This is a genomic window from Streptomyces sp. BBFR102, assembly GCF_051397025.1.
Classification (GTDB): domain Bacteria; phylum Actinomycetota; class Actinomycetes; order Streptomycetales; family Streptomycetaceae; genus Streptomyces.
Map to the genome: position 1 here is coordinate 2,369,067 of NZ_CP195757.1, position 17,576 is coordinate 2,386,642.

Genomic DNA, 17,576 nt, shown 5'->3' on the forward strand with positions numbered 1-17,576 from the left:
TCGCTGATGAACTGGCCTCTGACCAGGCAAACCTGGTAAGAAGTGCTCCTTAGAAAGGAGGTGATCCAGCCGCACCTTCCGGTACGGCTACCTTGTTACGACTTCGTCCCAATCGCCAGTCCCACCTTCGACAGCTCCCTCCCACAAGGGGTTGGGCCACCGGCTTCGGGTGTTACCGACTTTCGTGACGTGACGGGCGGTGTGTACAAGGCCCGGGAACGTATTCACCGCAGCAATGCTGATCTGCGATTACTAGCGACTCCGACTTCATGGGGTCGAGTTGCAGACCCCAATCCGAACTGAGACCGGCTTTTTGAGATTCGCTCCACCTCACGGTATCGCAGCTCATTGTACCGGCCATTGTAGCACGTGTGCAGCCCAAGACATAAGGGGCATGATGACTTGACGTCGTCCCCACCTTCCTCCGAGTTGACCCCGGCGGTCTCCCGTGAGTCCCCAGCACCACAAGGGCCTGCTGGCAACACGGGACAAGGGTTGCGCTCGTTGCGGGACTTAACCCAACATCTCACGACACGAGCTGACGACAGCCATGCACCACCTGTACACCGACCACAAGGGGGCGCCCATCTCTGGACGTTTCCGGTGTATGTCAAGCCTTGGTAAGGTTCTTCGCGTTGCGTCGAATTAAGCCACATGCTCCGCCGCTTGTGCGGGCCCCCGTCAATTCCTTTGAGTTTTAGCCTTGCGGCCGTACTCCCCAGGCGGGGCACTTAATGCGTTAGCTGCGGCACGGACAACGTGGAATGTTGCCCACACCTAGTGCCCACCGTTTACGGCGTGGACTACCAGGGTATCTAATCCTGTTCGCTCCCCACGCTTTCGCTCCTCAGCGTCAGTATCGGCCCAGAGATCCGCCTTCGCCACCGGTGTTCCTCCTGATATCTGCGCATTTCACCGCTACACCAGGAATTCCGATCTCCCCTACCGAACTCTAGCCTGCCCGTATCGACTGCAGACCCGGGGTTAAGCCCCGGGCTTTCACAACCGACGTGACAAGCCGCCTACGAGCTCTTTACGCCCAATAATTCCGGACAACGCTTGCGCCCTACGTATTACCGCGGCTGCTGGCACGTAGTTCAGCCGGCGCTTCTTCTGCAGGTACCGTCACTTTCGCTTCTTCCCTGCTGAAAGAGGTTTACAACCCGAAGGCCGTCATCCCTCACGCGGCGTCGCTGCATCAGGCTTTCGCCCATTGTGCAATATTCCCCACTGCTGCCTCCCGTAGGAGTCTGGGCCGTGTCTCAGTCCCAGTGTGGCCGGTCGCCCTCTCAGGCCGGCTACCCGTCGTCGCCTTGGTGAGCCACTACCTCACCAACAAGCTGATAGGCCGCGGGCTCATCCTGCACCGCCGGAGCTTTACACCGTCCAACATGCGTTGGACGGTCATATCCGGTATTAGACCCCGTTTCCAGGGCTTGTCCCAGAGTGCAGGGCAGATTGCCCACGTGTTACTCACCCGTTCGCCACTAATCCACCCCGAAGGGCTTCATCGTTCGACTTGCATGTGTTAAGCACGCCGCCAGCGTTCGTCCTGAGCCAGGATCAAACTCTCCGTGAATGTGTACCCGACTGCGTCCGGTTAAGGACTGCGGGTGCAACAGACACAAGAGCGGTACGACAAGGAGGAATAATCCCTGTCGTACACAGCGTCCTCGCTGTTGTATTTCAAAGGAACCTCAACCTGCCAGAAACCTGGCCGGTCGGGGTATCAACATATCTGGCGTTGACTTTTAGCACGCTGTTGAGTTCTCAAGGAACGGACGCTTCCTTTGTACTCACCCTCTCGGGCTTTCCTCCGGGCGCTTCCCTTCGGTATTTCGTGTTCCGACTCTATCAGACTCTTTCGTGTCCGACTTCCTCGGTGCCTTTCCGGTTCCAGCTCCGCGTTTCCGCTTCGCTTTTCCCTTTCCGGCGGTTCCGACTCTATCAGATCCTTTCGGGCCTGATTCCCGGTCAGCGGGATTCGCCTTCGCGGCTGTTGGGCCGTTCCGACTGGTGAGACTTTAGCGGATTCCCTTTCCCCGAGCCAATCGGGGGCGTCCCTGTCGGGGCGCGGATTCCTCATTCCGCAATGCGCAACAAAACGTGCAGCGGAGACCGCTGTGCGTTCTGGAGAGGTCCTGCGGAGTGGCTGCCCGGGGACCGGTGGGAACCGGAGCTCACGTCGGGCAACTCGGTGGACCTTACGGAGCGGCTCCGGGGGCTGTCAACTTGGGGTGGTCCCGGTCTAAGCTCGCCCCCGTGACCACGCGTACGTACAACGGGCTCTGGTGGGCCGCCTGACGGCGGCCAGCCCTGACGTGCGCATGCAACGGCCGCCGCACCGGCGGCCGTTGGCGTCTCTCCTCCCTGACGGGAGGCTGCCGGCCGGATGGTGCGGGGCCTCTCTGAGAGAGCGGGAGAGAGATGACGCGAGTATTCAGCGGGATCAAGCCGACCGGGCACCTGACGCTGGGGAACTACCTGGGCGCGGTGCGGCAATGGGTCGAGCGTGACCAGTACCGGGCGGACGCGCTGTTCTGCGTGGTGGACCTGCACGCGCTGACCGTCGAGCACGACCCGGCGCGGGTCCGCAGGCTGAGTCGGCAGGCCGCGACGCTGCTGCTGGCGGCGGGGCTCGACCCCGAGCGGTGCACGGTCTTCGTACAGAGCCACGTCGACGAGCACGCGCGGCTCTCGTATCTCCTGGAGTGCGTCGCCACCGACGGAGAGATGCGGCGGATGATCCAGTACAAGGAGAAGTCCGTGAAGGAGCGGGAGCGCGGCGGGGGCGTGCGGCTGTCGCTGCTGACGTATCCGGTGCTGATGGCGGCGGACATCCTGGCGTACCGGACGGACGAGGTGCCGGTGGGCGAGGACCAGACGCAGCACGTCGAACTGACGCGGGACATCGCGGAGCGGTTCAACCAGCGGTACGGGCCGACGTTCGTGGTGCCGCGGGCGACCAATCCGCCGGTGGGAGCGCGGGTCATGGATCTCCAGGAGCCGGGCGCCAAGATGGGGAAGTCGCACGAGTCCGGGGCGGGCATCGTCTATCTGCTGGACGAGCCGGAGGTGGTGCGGCGGAAGGTGATGCGGGCGGTGACCGACAGCGGTCGCGAGGTGCGCCACGACCGGGAGCGGATGCCCGGGGTCACCAACCTCCTGGAGATCCTGGCGGGGTGCACCGGTGCCGACCCCGAGAAGCTGGCCGGGCAGTACACCTCGTACGGCGCGTTGAAGAAGGACACGGCCGAGGCGGTGGAGGAGGTGCTGCGGCCGGTGCGGGAGCGGCATGCGGCGCTGGTGGCCGATCGCGGTGAGGTGGACGCGGTGCTGCGGCGCGGGGCCGAGCGGGCGCGGGCGATGGCGCGGCCCGTGGTCGACGAGGCGTACCGGGCGGTGGGGCTGCTGCCGGCCTGACGGGGACGGTCGGGGGCGGGGTGTCCGTGGGCGCCCCGCCCCCGTCCGGGTCAGCCGTTTCCGGAGGCGAGTTGGCGGCTGCGGTCGCGCGCGGCTTCGAGGGCGGCGATGAGGGCGGCGCGGACGCCGTGGTTCTCCAGTTCGCGGATGGCGTTGATGGTGGTGCCGGCCGGGGAGGTCACGGCCTCGCGGAGCTTCACGGGGTGCTCGCCGCTGTCGCGGAGCATCACGGCTGCCCCGATCGCGGCCTGCACGATGAGGTCGTGGGCCTGGGAACGGGGCAGGCCGAGCAGGATGCCGGCGTCGGTCATGGCCTCGACGAGGAAGTAGAAGTAGGCGGGACCGGAGCCGGAGAGCGCGGTGGCGGCGTCCTGCTGGGTCTCGGGGACGCGGAGGGTCTTGCCGACGCCGCCGAAGATCTCCTGGGCGATGGCGAGGTGGGCCGGGTTGGCGTGCGTACCGCCGGAGATCACCGACATGGCCTCGTCCACCAGGGCGGGCGTGTTGGTCATGACGCGGACCACCGGGGTGCCTGCGGCGAGGCGCTCCTCGAAGTACGCGGTGGGGATGCCGGCAGCGCCGCTGATGACGAGGCGGTCGGCGGGGACGTGCGGGGCCAGCTCCTCGACGAGGGCACCCATGTCCTGCGGCTTGACGGTGAGGATCAGGGTGTCGGCGGTCTTGGCGGCCTCGGCGTTGGTGACCGGAGCGACGCCGTAGCGCTCGCGGAGGGTCTCGGCGCGCTCGGGGCGGCGGGTGGTGACGAGGAGGTCCGCCGGGGACCAGCCGGCGCGGATCATTCCGCTGAGCAGGGCCTCGCCGATCTTGCCGGTGCCGAGCACTGCGACTTTCTGGGTCATGCCGGGTTCGCCCTCCGCGTGGTGCCGTACGTGCCGTTGCGCCGGTCATCCTCGCACCGGCGGGCGGCGGGGCGCGGAGGTGTCCGCGGGGCGGTCGTCAAGTGGTGCGGCGGCGCGGGGTGGCAGCGCCCGGAACCAGGGCCGGCACGGCGCATCCGGCGACGACGGCGGTGTCGCGGAGCAAGGCCCCGGTGACACCCGGACGGGTGAGGACCGGTCCGGCCCGGCGGAAGGCCCGGACCGGGCAGCGCGCCGGGCAGGGGTGGTCAGGCGGACGTCGGGCGGAAGGTGAGGACCAGGTCCACAACGTACCGCTCGTCGACATGGCCGTCGGGGAAGAGGCTGAGCAGTGCGGCGCGCTCGCGGGTGAGGAAGTCCTCCGCCTGGGCCGCGTCGGCGACGAGGAAGAGGGAGTGGCTGGCGAGGTTGGCCAGGTGGTCGTCGACGGTGAGCTGGCGCGACCAGGCGATCCGGTGGGTGAGCGGGGCGTCGGCCACCGGTTCGATGGCGGGGGCGTCGGCGGCGTTGTCGGCGCGGCCCTGGATGTGCGCGCCGTGGGCGGCGCCCTCCGGGCCGAAGTGGGCCAGCAGGCGGTCGCTCTGGTCGGCGATCCAGGTGTGGGAGGAGTCGGAGATGTTCCACCAGCGGGCCAGGACGCCGCCGGGGCGCAGCACGCGGTACGCCTCCGGAAGGGCGCGGTGGGGATCGGTCCAGTGGAAGGACTGGGCGAAGGTGACGAGGTCGGCGGTGGCGTCGGCGAGGGGCAGGGCGTTGCCGTCGCCGCGGACCAGGGGCGTGCCGGGCAGGGTGCGGCGGAGTTCCGCGGCCATGCCCTCGCCGGGCTCGACGGCCAGGACGTGGGCGCCGTGTTCGCGGAGCTGGGCGGTGGCGATGCCGGTGCCGGCGCCGATGTCGGCGACGCGGGCGCCCGCGAGGGGGCGGCCGAGGGCTTCCTCCAGGGCCGCGTACAGGGTCGGCGGGTAGGAGGGGCGGTACTTGGCGTAGCGGGCCGAGGCGGTGTTGAAGGAGGTGGCTCGGCGGGTGCGGTCGGCCAGGGGATGGGGCACGTGGGTCCCTTCCGGGTAGGGGCTGGGATCGGGTCTCCGGGCTGGTGTCCGTCCGGCTCGCGTCGCTGGTGGACCCAGGCGCCGGTCGGGCCGAGGTGGCGCCGGGCCGGGCCGGAAGGGAGCCGGGTGGTCTGACGAGGCGAGGCCGCGAGCGATGAGTTCTCGTGGGCGGGCGGGTCGTACGGGTGACAGGTGGCGCGGTGCGCACGAGGAGTCGTCCCAGAGGGAGTTGTCCGTCATGGTGGAAAGCGTGAAGGGCCCGGCCAGTTACTTCCCGTCGATCGAGGAGAAGTACGGGCGGCCGGTGGCGGAGTGGAAGGAGGTGGTCCGCTCGTCGTCGCTGACCAAGCACATGGAGCTGGTCGCCTGGCTCAAGGCCGAGCACGGCCTGGGCCACGGTCACGCCAACGCGCTCGTCGCACACACCCTCGCCGAGGGGCGCGCCGCGTAGGGGCGGGGCGGTCAGCGCCCGGCCCGGCGTGCCGGGTGGCCGGTGCGGCGGGCGCGGCGGCGGGCCGCCCGGGCGACGGCTTCCTCGTACTCGGCTCGGTGCAGCCCCTCCCCCGGTGCTTCGCGGAGGCTGCGCAGGGCCCAGGCGACGAGGACGCCGAGGAAGCCGATGGCCATCAGGCCGCGCAGGGACTGCTGGCGCTCGGGGTCGGCGCGCTTGCTGAAGCTCTCCCACGTGCGGCCGAAGGCGATCGCGGTGCAGAGCGCGAACATGCCGACGACCAGGACGTTGAGCACCCAGCCGACCTCGGCGAGGGCCATGCCCTGGTAGCCGATGCGCAGCAGTACGGCGCTTGTGGCGGCCAGTGCGAGGGAGCCGACGGCGACACCGGCGCGGCGCAGGCCGTAGCGGCCGGAGTGGTCGAGCCAGGTGGTGCCGAAGAACCGGATCGGCTCGGGCTGCGGGCCGGGGGCGGTGGGGCGGGTCGATTCGCTCACGGGGCGATTATCTCTGGTCGGCGGCAGAGGCGGGAGGGGCCCACCCGAACTCGGGTACGCCTCGGCCCCGGCGCGCCCCGTGAAGGGCGGGCCGGGGCCGAGGTGTGGTCGGGCGGTTCAGCCCAGCTTGGTCACGTCGCGGACCGCGCCCTTGTCGGCGCTGGTGGCCATGGCGGCGTAGGCGCGCAGGGCCGCGGAGACCTTGCGTTCGCGGGCGAGGGGCTCGTAGTGGCCGCCGAGGGCCTCGCGGCGGGCGTCGAGGGTGGCCTCGTCGACCAGGAGGTCGATGGATCGGTTCGGGATGTCGATGCGGATGCGGTCGCCGTCCTCGACCAGGGCGATGGCACCGCCGGAGGCCGCCTCCGGGGAGGCGTGGCCGATGGAGAGGCCCGAGGTGCCGCCGGAGAAGCGGCCGTCGGTGATGAGCGCGCAGGTCTTGCCGAGGCCCCGGCCCTTCAGGAAGGAGGTCGGGTAGAGCATCTCCTGCATGCCGGGGCCGCCCTTGGGGCCCTCGTAGCGGATGACGACGACGTCGCCGTGGGTGATCTCCTTGCGGAGGATCTTGTCGACGGCCTCCTCCTGCGACTCGCAGACGACGGCCGGGCCCTCGAAGGTCCAGATCGACTCGTCGACACCGGCGGTCTTGACGACGCAGCCGTCGGCCGCGATGTTGCCGCGCAGCACGGCGAGGCCGCCGTCCTTCGAGTAGGCGTGCTCGACGGAGCGGATGCAGCCGCCGGCCGCGTCGGTGTCGAGCGAGTCCCACCGCTCGGACTGGGAGAACGCCTCGGCGGAACGGCGGCAGCCGGGGGCCGCGTACCAGAGGTCCAGGGCCTCGGCGGCGGGGGAGCCGCCGCGGATGTCCCAGGTCTTCAGCCACTCGTCCATGGTGGCGGAGTGGACGGTGTGGACGTCCTCGTTGAGCAGGCCGCCGCGGTACAGCTCGCCGAGGAGGGCGGGGATGCCGCCGGCGCGGTGCACGTCCTCCATGTAGTACGTGCCGCCGGGAGCGACGTTCGGGGCGACCTTGGCGAGACAGGGGACGCGGCGCGAGACGGCGTCGATGTCGGTCAGGTCGTAGCCGACCTCCGCCTCCTGGGCGGCGGCGAGCAGGTGGAGGATGGTGTTGGTGGAGCCGCCCATGGCGATGTCGAGGGCCATCGCGTTCTCGAAGGCTTCGCGGGTGGCGATGTTGCGCGGCAGGACCGAGGCGTCGTCGCCCTGGTAGTACCGCTCGGCCAGCTCGACCACGGTGGCGCCGGCGCGCTCGTAGAGCGCCTTGCGGGCGGTGTGGGTGGCGAGGACCGAGCCGTTGCCCGGGAGGGAGAGGCCGATGGCCTCGGTGAGGCAGTTCATCGAGTTGGCGGTGAACATGCCGGAACACGAGCCGCAGGTCGGGCAGGCGTTCTCCTCGATGCGGAGGATGTCCTCGTCGGAGACGGACTCGTCGACCGCGTCGCTGATCGCGTTGACCAGGTCGAGTTTGCGCACCGTGCCGTCGACCAGCGTGGCCTGGCCGGCCTCCATGGGGCCGCCGGAGACGAAGACCGTCGGGATGTTGAGGCGCAGGGCGGCCATCAGCATGCCCGGGGTGATCTTGTCGCAGTTGGAGATGCAGATCAGGGCGTCGGCGCAGTGCGCCTCGACCATGTACTCGACCGAGTCCGCGATGAGGTCGCGGGAGGGCAGGGAGTACAGCATGCCGCCGTGGCCCATGGCGATGCCGTCGTCCACCGCGATGGTGTTGAACTCGCGGGGCACGGCGCCCGCCGCCTTGATCGCCTCGGAGACGATCCGGCCGACCGGTTGGAGGTGGGTGTGCCCGGGGACGAACTCGGTGAAGGAGTTGGCCACGGCGATGATCGGCTTGCCGATGTCCTCGCCGGCTACACCGGAGGCCCGCATGAGGGCGCGGGCGCCCGCCATGTTGCGGCCGTGGGTGACTGTGCGGGACCTCAGCTCGGGCATCGTCGCTCGCTCCTTGTGGGCCTTCTGGGGGAATGGGACCGGCTTCGAGCGTACGCCCTCCGTGCCGCTACGTGGACAGTTTGTCCACGCCGTGGAACGGGGGCGGGGCGGTGCGCGGCCCGCCGCTCAGACGCCGGCGGCCGGTACGGCCTCCGGGCCGGTCAGGTACCGCTGGAGCATCGGGCCGACCGTGGCGACGACCGTCTCCCCGTCGGCGGAGGCCAGCGGCTCCCGCTCCCGTACGCACCCGAGCATGGCGACGCCGATGAGCGGGGAGGCGGCCGGTCCGGCGCGGAGCCTGGGGTCGGGACGGCGACCTGGGCGGCGACGCGTTCCAGCAGGTTGCGCGTGACGAAGCGGCGACGGATCGCGGCTTGCCGTAGCCGCGGGCGGAGAATTCCTCGCGGACAGCGGTCAGCGGCTCCGGGCGGCCGGGGTCCCGTCCGCCGACCGCGGGGAAGGGCGTCCCCGACGGCGGCTCGCGTCCGGTGTCACCGGCCGGGGCCGGAGGGGGGCGGCGACGGGGTGGCGGCCAGGTGGAGGCGGGTGAAGGCGAGCGCCTCGGCGAGGTCGGCCTCACGTTCGGCGCTGGACATGGCGCGCCGGGTGTTGACCTCGATGACGACGTGGCCGTCGAAACCGCGGGCGGCGAGGCGCTCCAGGGTCTCGGCGCAGGGCTGAGTGCCCCGGCCGGGGACGAGGTGCTCGTCCTTGTGGGAGCCGCCGCCGTCGGCGAGGTGGAGGTGGGCGAGGCGGTCGCCCATCCGGTCGACCATGTCGAGGGCGTCGGCGCGGGCGGTCGCGGTGTGCGAGAGGTCGACGGTGAAGTGCCGGTAGTCGTCCTTGGTGACGTCCCAGTCGGGCGCGTAGGCGAGCATCTCGCGGTCGCGGTAGCGCCAGGGGTACATGTTCTCGACGGCGAAGCGGACGTCCGTCTCGTCGGCCATCCGCCAGATGCCGGAGACGAAGTCCTTGGCGTAGTGCCGCTGCCAGCGGAACGGCGGATGCACGACGACGGTCGACGCCCCGAGCCGCTCGGCGGCGGACTTGGCGCGCTGGAGCTTGGTCCACGGGTCGGTGGACCAGACGCGCTGGGTGATCAGCAGGCAGGGGGCGTGGACGGCGAGGATCGGTATCCGGTGGTAGTCGGAGAGCCTGCGCAGCGCCTCGACGTCCTGGCTGACCGGGTCGGTCCAGACCATGATCTCGACGCCGTCGTAGCCCAGGCGCGCGGCGATCTCGAAGGCCGTCGCCGTCGACTCCGGATAGACCGAGGCCGTCGACAGGGCGACCTTCGCATCGGGGATGCGCACCACTGGTTCTGCCACGAGGAACAGCGTAACGGGGCCACCGGCGCGCGGCCTGGGACGGGGGCACGGGGTGCGCCACCTCACCGCGGACCGGTACGGGCGGGGTGCGCGCGGCGTACGGGGGCGCGGCGCGGGCCGGTCGGCGGGGCACGGTCAGCGCTCCTCGGGCCAGCGCTGGGACTCGGCCCAGTCGGCGTAGGTGGTCCAGGGGACGCCGGGAAAGCGGGCGTGCAGGGCGGGGATGTCGACGTCGTAGCCGTGCTCGGCGAGGAAGGCCCACATGGCGCCCATGTCCGGGTCGGCCTCGCGGATCGCGTCCAGCGGGCTGGTGCGGTACGCCAGCTCGCGGCTGGCGGCGGCGCCGATCGCGGCGGCCATCTGCGGCCCCGTGGGGTCGTCGCCGGCCAGCTCGATCCGCTCGCCGGTCCACGCGCCGGGAGCCGTGACGATCGCGGCGACGACGTGGCCGAGGTCGTGGCGGGCGATCTGCTGGAGCCTGGTCTCCGGGGCGAGCGGAAGGGCGAGGAACCCGGCTTCGAGTTCGCCGGTCAGGCGCAGGGCGTTCTCGTAGAAGTAGGTGGGGGCGATGACGGTGGAGGGCACGTCGGCCACGGCGAGGAGGCGCTCGGTGTGCGCCTTGGTCTCGAAGTGCGGGACGCCGGTGTGCAGGTCGGCTCCGGCGACGGAGGAGAAGACCAGGTGCGGCAGGTCCGCCCGCTCGGCGGCGCGGACGATGGCGGCGCCCTGCTCCTTCTCCGCGTCGATGCCGTCCGGGAACGGGGTGGTGACCGCGAAGGCGGCGTCGGTGGAGCGGAAGAGCGTGGTCAGGGCCTCGGTGTCGGTGAGGTCGCCCTCGACGATGGAGACGCCCGCACCCGCGAGGACCTGGGCCCGGACGCTGCCTGGGTCCCGCACCATGGCTCTGACCTGGTGCCCTGTGCGCAGCAGCGCGGCGATGACCGCACCGCCCTGGCCGCCGGTGGCGCCGAGTACCGCGATGGTCATGAGTCGCCTCCTGGGACGGGGGTGAGCGTCGGTCTCCGTGTGGGTCCGGGAACGAACATGGCGTTACGCCTCGTATGTCCGTTCTCGTTATGTGCGTTCCCGTTGCGCGGGCCGTCAACCTCGTCCAGCGGGGATGACTCGGCGCCCGGACGGAGTGGGCGCGTGGGGCGCGCGAGACCTGCGGGGCCCATGGGGGCGCACACCGCTCCGTGATTCGCACACCCGTGCGCCTGCGTGGGGCAGGTGGAGCCGGGCATGACCACCTCGAACCGCCTGGTCACGGGCGGGCGTGGCGCACTGGGTGAGCGGGGGGCGGGGCTGTGGTGGCGATGACCGGGCCGACGGCGGTGGCGGGAGTGCTGGCGAAGGTGGGGGCCTGGATGTGCGCGGTGTGCGTGACGCACCCGGTGCGTGCCGTGTGCACGGGCCACGGCCGGTCACCGGGGCGCGCGGGTCGGCGCGCATCGGCGGCCGCCCCGCAGTCACCGCGTCGGCAGGTGGTCCAGATGCCGGAGGACGACGCCCTCGCGGAGCGCCCACGGGCAGATCTCCAGCGTCTCCACGCCGAAGAGGTCCATCGCCGCCTCGGCGACCAGGGCACCCGCCGGGAGCTGGGCCGCCCTGTCCCCCGAGACGCCGGGCAGCAGCGCCCGCTCGGCGGCCGGCATGGCCGCCAGCCTGGGCACCCACTCCTCCAGCGACTTGCGCTTCAGCTCGCGCTGGACGTACAGCCCCTCGGCGGAGCGGGCAGCCCCGGCCAGCCTCGCCAGTTGCTTGAAGGTCTTCGAGGTGGCGACCACGCGGTCCGCCGCACCGAAACGGCTGAACTCGCCGACGACCTGGGCCAGCTGCGTGCGTACGTCCTTGCGGAGCAGCCGTACGTCCTCGGTGTCCGGCGGGTCCCCGGGCAGCCGCCCGGCCGTGAGCCGCCCGGCACCGAGCGGCAGGGAGACGCAGACGTCCGGCTCCTCGTCCGTGCCGTAGGCGATCTCCAGGGAGCCGCCGCCGATGTCGAGGACGAGCAGCCGCCCGGCCGACCAGCCGTACCAGCGGCGGGCGGCGAGGAAGGTGAGGCGTGCCTCGTCCTCGCCGGAGATGACCCGCAGCGCGACCCCGCTCTCCTCGTGGACGCGGGCCAGCACCTCCTCGCCGTTGGCCGCCTCCCGCACCGCCGAGGTGGCGAAGGGCAGCAGCTCAGCGACGCCTTTGTCCTCCGCTGCGGCCAACGCCTCGCGGACGCTCGCGACGAGCCGCTCGACACCGTCCGGCGTGATCGCGCCGTCCTCGTCAAGGAGCTGGGCGAGGCGCAGGTCGGTCTTGTGGGAGTGCGCGGGCAGCGGGCGCGCGCCGGGGCGGGCGTCGACCACCAGCAGATGCACCGTGTTCGAACCCACGTCGAGGACACCGAGTCTCATGCGCGGAACGCTACTGCCCCTCGGCCCCGCACGGTCCTCGGCCGGCCCGGCTCCCGCATAGGCTGGAAACGTGCCAAAGACGAAGAAGCCGAAGGACGCCCACCCCGCCGGGGCGGCGGAAGCACCGGTCCGGGAGAAGAAGGGCAAGGTGAAGGCGGGCAAGGGCGCGCGAGACGAGCGGGTCCCGGACGAGCAGGGGCTCGATTTCGCCCGCGCCTGGGTGGAGTTCCCCGATCCGGCCGACGACGAGCAGGTCTTCCGCTGCGACCTGACCTGGCTGACCTCCCGCTGGAACTGCGTCTTCGGCAGCGGCTGCCAGGGCATCCAGGCGGGCCGGGCCGACGACGGCTGCTGCACGCTGGGCGCCCACTTCTCCGACGAGGAGGACGAAGAGCGGGTGACCGGCCATGTGGCAAGGCTCACGCCCGACATCTGGCAGCACCACGACGTCGGCACCGAATCCGGCTGGACCCAGGAGGACGACGAGGACGGCGACCGGCAGACCCGCCGCTGGCAGGGCTCCTGCATCTTCCAGAACCGCCCGGGCTTCGCGGGCGGCGCCGGCTGCTCGCTGCACATCCTGGCGCTGCGCGAGGGCCGCGAACCCCTGGAGACCAAGCCGGACGTCTGCTGGCAGCTCCCGGTCCGCCGGACCTACGAGTGGATCGACCGCCCGGACGACACCCGCGTCCTCCAGGTGTCCATCGGCGAGTACGACCGGCGCGGCTGGGGTCCGGGCGGCCACGACCTGCACTGGTGGTGCACCTCGGCGACCTCGGCCCACGGCGGGGGCGACCCGGTCTACGTGAGCTACGCCCCGGAGCTGCGCGAACTCATGGGCAAGGACGGCTACGACCGCCTCGCCGAACTCTGCGAGGCCCGCCTCGCCTCGCAGTTGCCGATGGTGGCGCCGCATCCGGCTGATCCGGGCGTGGGCAGGTAGCTGGTCCGGGCCCGCCCGGCGGACGTGGCGGGGCCGTCACGCGGAGCGGTTCGGACCGGCGCACCCCTCGGCGTGGCGGGGCGGGAGGCCGATCGGGCAGCACGCCCGGTCTCGGCCTCAGCCGCCGCCAGCGGTTCCGCCAGCAGCGCCACCCGGTCGCTCCCGACGCCGGACCCCCGAGCGCCGGAGGGCCGGGAGCACCGTCCTCGCCGCACATCACGACCACCCCGCCCACCACGGCGCCGACGAGGGCCACCCAGGTCCCGCATTGCGGCATGCCCGGTGCGTGAACCGTCACGAGCAGTGCTCCAGCGCTCCCCTCAGGAAGACGGCGGTCTCGCCCTTCCCGTGCGGCGGTCCGTCATCGCTCCCGCTCTTGGCGTGCCCTGGTCTCCTCGGTCTCCGGTCAGGACCTCCCTGGGCGGCTTCCCGGCGAGGCTCGCCGTGACCGCTGAGGCGCACGCCGTCGCGGCGCCTCACCCGCTCCCCGGTTCGGACGGCCCGGATTCCGAAGGCTCCGGCTCCGACGGGAGCGGTTGGGACGGGACCGGACCCGGGTCCGTGGGGCCCGGGTCGGTCGGCCCGGGGTCCGTCGGCCCCGGATCGGTGGGGCCCGGGTCGGTCGGCTTCGGGGTGCCGGAGTCGGTCGGTCCGGGCTCGCTGGGCCCCGGCGGGCTCGTGCCCGGGCCGGGCACGCCGGGCGGGCCGGGGCGTCCGGGGGTGGAGCCGTATCCCCGGACGGTGACCACCGCTCCGTGCGGGCCGATGGCGATGCGGGCGCTCCACTGGCCGCGGGGTTCGCGGTCGGCGTCGACGAGAGCCCGGAGCATGACCGTTTCGCCTGGGGCCAGCGTGCCGGAAGTGCGGCTCGGTCGAAGCCAGGCCGAGCCCGCGCGCGCGGTCCAGTCGACGGGGGTCGCGCCGGTGGCGGTGAGGATGATGAGGGTGCCCTCGCGGGTGTGCCGGGCCTCGACGGCGAGCGGGCCGTGGACCGAGCCCTCGGGCGCTACGCCGGGCTCGGTGACCTCGACCAAGACGTCGGGCCGACCGGTGGGGCGGGCGCTGCCGGTGTTCTCGTGGTGGCCGTCGGAGCCGGGGCCGTGGCTCGACTCGGGGTCGCCGCTCTCGCTGGCGGCGATCGGCCGACCGCCCTCCGCCTCGCCGGTCTGGGGCACGGCCCGGCAGGCCGCCCAGAGGGCGAGCAACGGCGCGGCCACGACCGTGGCGACCAGGGTGGTGGTGACGACGCGGGCCCGCATCCGCTCACGCCGGGCGGCGCGGGCCCGGGGGTCCATCGGGAAGCCCTCGCGGTTGAAGCGCGGGGCGGCCCGGACCGCGCGGTGCGGCCGCGCCCCGGCGGGGAACACGGCGGCGAGCGCGGCCCGGTCGGGGGCGACCAGCGGCAGCGGGCCGGGGACGGGACGGGCGGTGCCGGGCCAGGGAGCGGCGGCCTCGGCCCGCTCGGCGGCCCGGCGGCAGCGCGGGCAGTCGTCGACGTGCCGGACCAGTTCCGTGCGCAGGGCCGCGCTGAGCAGGACCCGCCGGTCGCCGGTGAGCCGGGCGACGCTGGGACAGGTGCCGCGTTCGACGACGCTGAGCGCGGCCCTGGTCCGCTCGACCTCGCAGGAGGCGGCGGCGAGCAGGGTCCGGGCGGCGGCGGGATCGGTGCCGAGCACGGCCGCGATCTCCTCGGGGACCAGGCCGTGGCGGACGGAGAGTTCCAGGGCCTCGCGCTGCTCGGGCCTGGTCCCGGCGGCCTCCGGCCAGGCCAGCCGGGCCAGTTCGGCGGCGCACCGCCCGTCGGCGGCGCGGCGGGGCTGGCGGGCGGCGTGTGCGGGGGGCCGCCCGGCAGGCGCCTCTGCCAGTTCGCGGAGACAGACCCAGCGGGCCAGGGCGTAGAGCCAGGCGCGGCGGCCGGCCGGCCCGCGGGCGGGGCGGGAGCCGTGCCGGGCGGCCAGGGCGACCACCTCGGCCAGGGCGCAGTGGGCGAGGTCGTGGTCGTGCAGGATCGAGAGGCAGTAGGTGAACAGGCCGTCCAGATGGGCGTCGTCGCCCCTGCCCTCGGCGGCGGTGACGGCGACCGGGGCGAGCTTTCCGGCCTTTCGGAGGGCGGGGGCGCGGTGCACCCCGGGCGCGCCGGTGGGGTGCGTGGGGCGATCGGTCCTGCTGCTCATCACCCGGACGACCGTAGGCGCGTTCGGCGTAACCTTCCGCCAGCTTGAACGCCTTTCATCCTTACGGGTGAAGAGATCCCTCATAAGGGGACAGGGGATGAGGTTTCAACCCGCTGGGCGGCTCATTTCCGGCTTTCGCGAACGCGCCGGGGAGGCGCCCCGCCAGTCCCCCCGGGCCCCGTTCGGGAATGGCCGAAACCATGCGGTCCCGGCAGGGGCCGGAAAAAAGTTCCGGCGGGACCGATGAGCCCCGCGCCCCATCCGGGTCAGGGCAGTCATGGGATACATCGCCTCCGGCATCTCCATGTCACTCGACGGCTTCGTCACCGGCCCGGGCCCCACCCGCGAGCGTCCACTCGGCGAGCGCGGGGAGGTGCTGCACCGCTGGCTGGACCAACCGATGGCACCGAGCGACCGGGTCCTCCTCACCGGGATGCGTGGCCGGACCGGCGCCGTCGTCATGGGCCGCAACGGCTACGCCCCGTACGAGGGGACGGCCACGGGCCCGCTCGGCACCACCCCCTGCGTCGTCCTCACCCACTCCCCGCCCAAGCCCGACGAGGTCGGCGCCCCCGAGCTGTTCACCTTCGTCACCGGCGGCATCGCCGAGGCGCTGGAGCGGGCCGGGGAGCTGGCGGGCGGCAAGGACATCGTGCTGCACGGCGCCTCCCCGGTCCAGCAGGCGCTGCGCGCGGGCCTCGTCGACGAGCTGTGCGTCAGCCTGACCCCGGTGATCCTCGGTTCGGGCACCCGCCTCTTCGACGACCTGGAGGGCGTCCACGTCCAGCTGGAGCGGCTCCAGGTGGTGATGTCGCCGGGCGTGACGCACCTGCGGTTCCGGGTCCGGCGATAGCCGTCCGTGGCCGCGCGGCAGGGAGTGTCGGCGGGCGCGGCTACGGTGGGCCCATGGCTGCCCGTACGAAATCCGCCAAGGAACGGCCGTCCTACCGGTGCACCGAGTGCGGCTGGCAGGCGGCGAAGTGGCTCGGCCGCTGCCCCGAGTGCCAGGCGTGGGGCACGGTCGAGGAGTACGGCGCGCCCGCCGTCCGCACCACCGCCCCGGGGCGGGTGACCAGCTCCGCCCTGCCCATCGCGCAGGTCGACGGCAGGCAGGCGACGGCCCGCCCGACCGGTGTGCCCGAGCTGGACCGGGTACTCGGCGGCGGTCTGGTGCCCGGCGCCGTGGTGCTGGTCGCGGGCGAGCCGGGCGTCGGCAAGTCCACGCTGCTGCTGGACGTCGCCGCGAAGGCCGCCTCGGACGAGCACCGCACGCTGTACGTCACCGCAGAGGAGTCGGCCAGCCAGGTCCGGCTGCGCGCGGACCGGATCAACGCGCTCAGCGACCACCTCTACCTCACCGCCGAGACCGACCTCTCCGCCGTCCTCGGCCACCTCGACGCGGTCAAGCCCTCGCTGCTGGTCCTCGACTCCGTACAGACCGTCGCCTCCCCCGAGATCGACGGCGCGCCCGGCGGCATGGCGCAGGTCAGAGAGGTCGCCGGGGCGCTGATCCGCGCCTCGAAGGAACGCGGCATGTCCACGCTCCTGGTCGGCCACGTCACCAAGGACGGCGCCATCGCCGGCCCCCGCCTGCTGGAGCACCTGGTCGACGTGGTGCTGCACTTCGAAGGCGACCGGCACGCCCGGCTCCGCCTGGTCCGCGGCGTCAAGAACCGCTACGGCACCACCGACGAGGTCGGCTGCTTCGAACTGCACGACGAGGGCATCACCGGCCTCGCCGACCCCAGCGGGCTCTTCCTGACCCGCCGTGCCGAGGCGGTCCCCGGGACCTGCCTGACGGTGACGCTGGAGGGCCGCCGTCCGCTGGTCGCCGAGGTCCAGGCGCTCACGGTCGACTCGCAGATCCCCTCTCCGCGCCGCACCACCTCGGGCCTGGAGACCTCCCGGGTCTCGATGATGCTGGCGGTGCTGGAGCAGCGCGGGCGCATCACCGCCCTGGGCAAGCGGGACATCTACTCGGCGACGGTCGGCGGCGTGAAGCTCTCCGAGCCCGCCGCCGACCTGGCGGTGGCGCTGGCCCTGGCGAGCGCGGCGAGCGACACCCCGCTGCCGAAGAACCTGGTGGCGATCGGCGAGGTCGGCCTGGCGGGCGAGGTCCGGCGGGTGACGGGCGTGCAGCGGCGGCTCGCGGAGGCGGCCAGGCTGGGCTTCACGCACGCCCTCGTACCGGCCGATCCGGGGAAGGTGCCGCCGGGCATGAAGGTGGTCGAAGTGGCGGACATGGGGGACGCGTTGCGGGTCCTGCCGCGCCGTCGCCGGGCCCAGAGCCCGGCGAGCCCCCAGGAGGCGGAGGAGCGCCGGTAGACTTTTGCCAGGTCTCGCCGGTCCGGCAGGAGTCGTCGTACGGTCCGGACGCGCCGTGACCTGGTCGGCCGCGCCGGTGGAGCTGTGGCCTCGGGGGCTGCGGTCCCCTGGCCCGACGGGCCGCGACCAGGGCGGTGC

Annotated in this window: 14 protein-coding genes and 1 rRNA gene; 5 read left to right on the forward strand and 10 right to left on the reverse strand. The window is 72.4% G+C overall.

The genetic code is table 11. The features are described from left to right. Positions 1 to 53 precede the first annotated feature (53 nt). Positions 54 to 1,579 (reverse strand): 16S ribosomal RNA (locus ACSLIC_RS10735). A gap of 848 nt (positions 1,580 to 2,427) precedes the next feature. Here ACSLIC_RS10735 and trpS point away from each other — a divergent pair. Next, positions 2,428 to 3,423 (forward strand): tryptophan--tRNA ligase, encoded by a 996-nt coding sequence (gene trpS / locus ACSLIC_RS10740; RefSeq protein WP_436737446.1) that lies wholly within the window; start codon positions 2,428 to 2,430, stop codon positions 3,421 to 3,423. Positions 3,424 to 3,473: 50 nt separating this feature from the next. Here the strand turns inward: trpS and proC are convergent, their stop codons facing one another. Next, positions 3,474 to 4,283, reverse strand: a complete 810-nt coding sequence (gene proC, locus ACSLIC_RS10745; RefSeq protein ID WP_436737447.1) for a pyrroline-5-carboxylate reductase — start codon at positions 4,281 to 4,283, stop codon at positions 3,474 to 3,476. 266 nt (positions 4,284 to 4,549) lie between these two features. Then, complete coding sequence (locus ACSLIC_RS10750; RefSeq protein WP_436737448.1) at positions 4,550 to 5,350, reverse strand: class I SAM-dependent methyltransferase; 801 nt, start codon at positions 5,348 to 5,350, stop codon at positions 4,550 to 4,552. A gap of 238 nt (positions 5,351 to 5,588) precedes the next feature. On the opposite strand from ACSLIC_RS10750, the gene ACSLIC_RS10755 reads away from it, so the two are divergent. Further along, positions 5,589 to 5,801 carry a DUF4287 domain-containing protein gene (locus tag ACSLIC_RS10755; RefSeq protein ID WP_436737449.1) on the forward strand — a complete coding sequence of 71 codons (213 nt, stop codon included), beginning with the start codon at positions 5,589 to 5,591 and terminating at the stop codon, positions 5,799 to 5,801. Positions 5,802 to 5,812: 11 nt separating this feature from the next. On the opposite strand, the gene ACSLIC_RS10760 is transcribed toward ACSLIC_RS10755, so the two are convergent. The 6 genes from ACSLIC_RS10760 to ACSLIC_RS10785 form a co-directional block, all read right to left on the reverse strand. After that, complete coding sequence (locus tag ACSLIC_RS10760; protein ID WP_436737450.1) at positions 5,813 to 6,298, reverse strand: hypothetical protein; 486 nt, start codon at positions 6,296 to 6,298, stop codon at positions 5,813 to 5,815. Positions 6,299 to 6,415: 117 nt separating this feature from the next. Beyond that, positions 6,416 to 8,266, reverse strand: a complete 1,851-nt coding sequence (gene ilvD, locus ACSLIC_RS10765; RefSeq protein WP_436737451.1) for a dihydroxy-acid dehydratase — start codon at positions 8,264 to 8,266, stop codon at positions 6,416 to 6,418. 126 nt (positions 8,267 to 8,392) lie between these two features. Next, entirely contained in the window at positions 8,393 to 8,677 is a 285-nt protein-coding gene (locus tag ACSLIC_RS10770) for a hypothetical protein (protein ID WP_436740338.1), read from the reverse strand. 80 nt (positions 8,678 to 8,757) lie between these two features. Next, positions 8,758 to 9,594, reverse strand: coding sequence for a sugar phosphate isomerase/epimerase family protein (locus ACSLIC_RS10775; RefSeq protein WP_436737452.1), 837 nt, complete (start codon positions 9,592 to 9,594; stop codon positions 8,758 to 8,760). A gap of 135 nt (positions 9,595 to 9,729) precedes the next feature. Then, positions 9,730 to 10,581, reverse strand: a complete 852-nt coding sequence (locus tag ACSLIC_RS10780; protein WP_436737453.1) for an NmrA/HSCARG family protein — start codon at positions 10,579 to 10,581, stop codon at positions 9,730 to 9,732. A 482-nt stretch (positions 10,582 to 11,063) separates the two neighbouring features. After that, positions 11,064 to 11,996: a Ppx/GppA phosphatase family protein gene (locus ACSLIC_RS10785; RefSeq protein WP_436737454.1), complete on the reverse strand. Its 933-nt coding sequence runs from the start codon at positions 11,994 to 11,996 to the stop codon at positions 11,064 to 11,066. Between the two features lie 148 nt (positions 11,997 to 12,144). On the opposite strand from ACSLIC_RS10785, the gene ACSLIC_RS10790 reads away from it, so the two are divergent. After that, positions 12,145 to 12,939, forward strand: a complete 795-nt coding sequence (locus tag ACSLIC_RS10790; RefSeq protein ID WP_436740339.1) for a hypothetical protein — start codon at positions 12,145 to 12,147, stop codon at positions 12,937 to 12,939. Positions 12,940 to 13,415: 476 nt separating this feature from the next. Here ACSLIC_RS10790 and ACSLIC_RS10795 read toward each other — a convergent pair whose 3' ends face one another. After that, positions 13,416 to 15,113, reverse strand: coding sequence for a hypothetical protein (locus ACSLIC_RS10795; protein ID WP_436737455.1), 1,698 nt, complete (start codon positions 15,111 to 15,113; stop codon positions 13,416 to 13,418). 277 nt (positions 15,114 to 15,390) lie between these two features. On the opposite strand from ACSLIC_RS10795, the gene ACSLIC_RS10800 reads away from it, so the two are divergent. Together ACSLIC_RS10800 and radA are read left to right on the forward strand one after the other, a co-directional pair. Continuing rightward, complete coding sequence (locus ACSLIC_RS10800; protein ID WP_436737456.1) at positions 15,391 to 15,966, forward strand: dihydrofolate reductase family protein; 576 nt, start codon at positions 15,391 to 15,393, stop codon at positions 15,964 to 15,966. A gap of 53 nt (positions 15,967 to 16,019) precedes the next feature. Then, positions 16,020 to 17,438, forward strand: a complete 1,419-nt coding sequence (radA, locus tag ACSLIC_RS10805; protein WP_436737457.1) for a DNA repair protein RadA — start codon at positions 16,020 to 16,022, stop codon at positions 17,436 to 17,438. The last annotated feature ends 138 nt before the right edge of the window (positions 17,439 to 17,576 follow it).

Excerpts from the sequence above, each read along its gene's own strand:
- trpS (WP_436737446.1), top strand. The coding sequence starts at position 2,428 with ATGACGCGAGTATTCAGCGGGATCAAGCCGACCGGGCACCTGACGCTG.
- proC (WP_436737447.1), bottom strand. The coding sequence starts at position 4,283 with ATGACCCAGAAAGTCGCAGTGCTCGGCACCGGCAAGATCGGCGAGGCC.
- ACSLIC_RS10755 (WP_436737449.1), top strand. The coding sequence starts at position 5,589 with ATGGTGGAAAGCGTGAAGGGCCCGGCCAGTTACTTCCCGTCGATCGAG.
- ilvD (WP_436737451.1), bottom strand. The coding sequence starts at position 8,266 with ATGCCCGAGCTGAGGTCCCGCACAGTCACCCACGGCCGCAACATGGCG.
- ACSLIC_RS10780 (WP_436737453.1), bottom strand. The coding sequence starts at position 10,581 with ATGACCATCGCGGTACTCGGCGCCACCGGCGGCCAGGGCGGTGCGGTC.
- ACSLIC_RS10785 (WP_436737454.1), bottom strand. The coding sequence starts at position 11,996 with ATGAGACTCGGTGTCCTCGACGTGGGTTCGAACACGGTGCATCTGCTG.
- ACSLIC_RS10795 (WP_436737455.1), bottom strand. The coding sequence starts at position 15,113 with ATGAGCAGCAGGACCGATCGCCCCACGCACCCCACCGGCGCGCCCGGG.
- ACSLIC_RS10800 (WP_436737456.1), top strand. The coding sequence starts at position 15,391 with ATGGGATACATCGCCTCCGGCATCTCCATGTCACTCGACGGCTTCGTC.
- radA (WP_436737457.1), top strand. The coding sequence starts at position 16,020 with ATGGCTGCCCGTACGAAATCCGCCAAGGAACGGCCGTCCTACCGGTGC.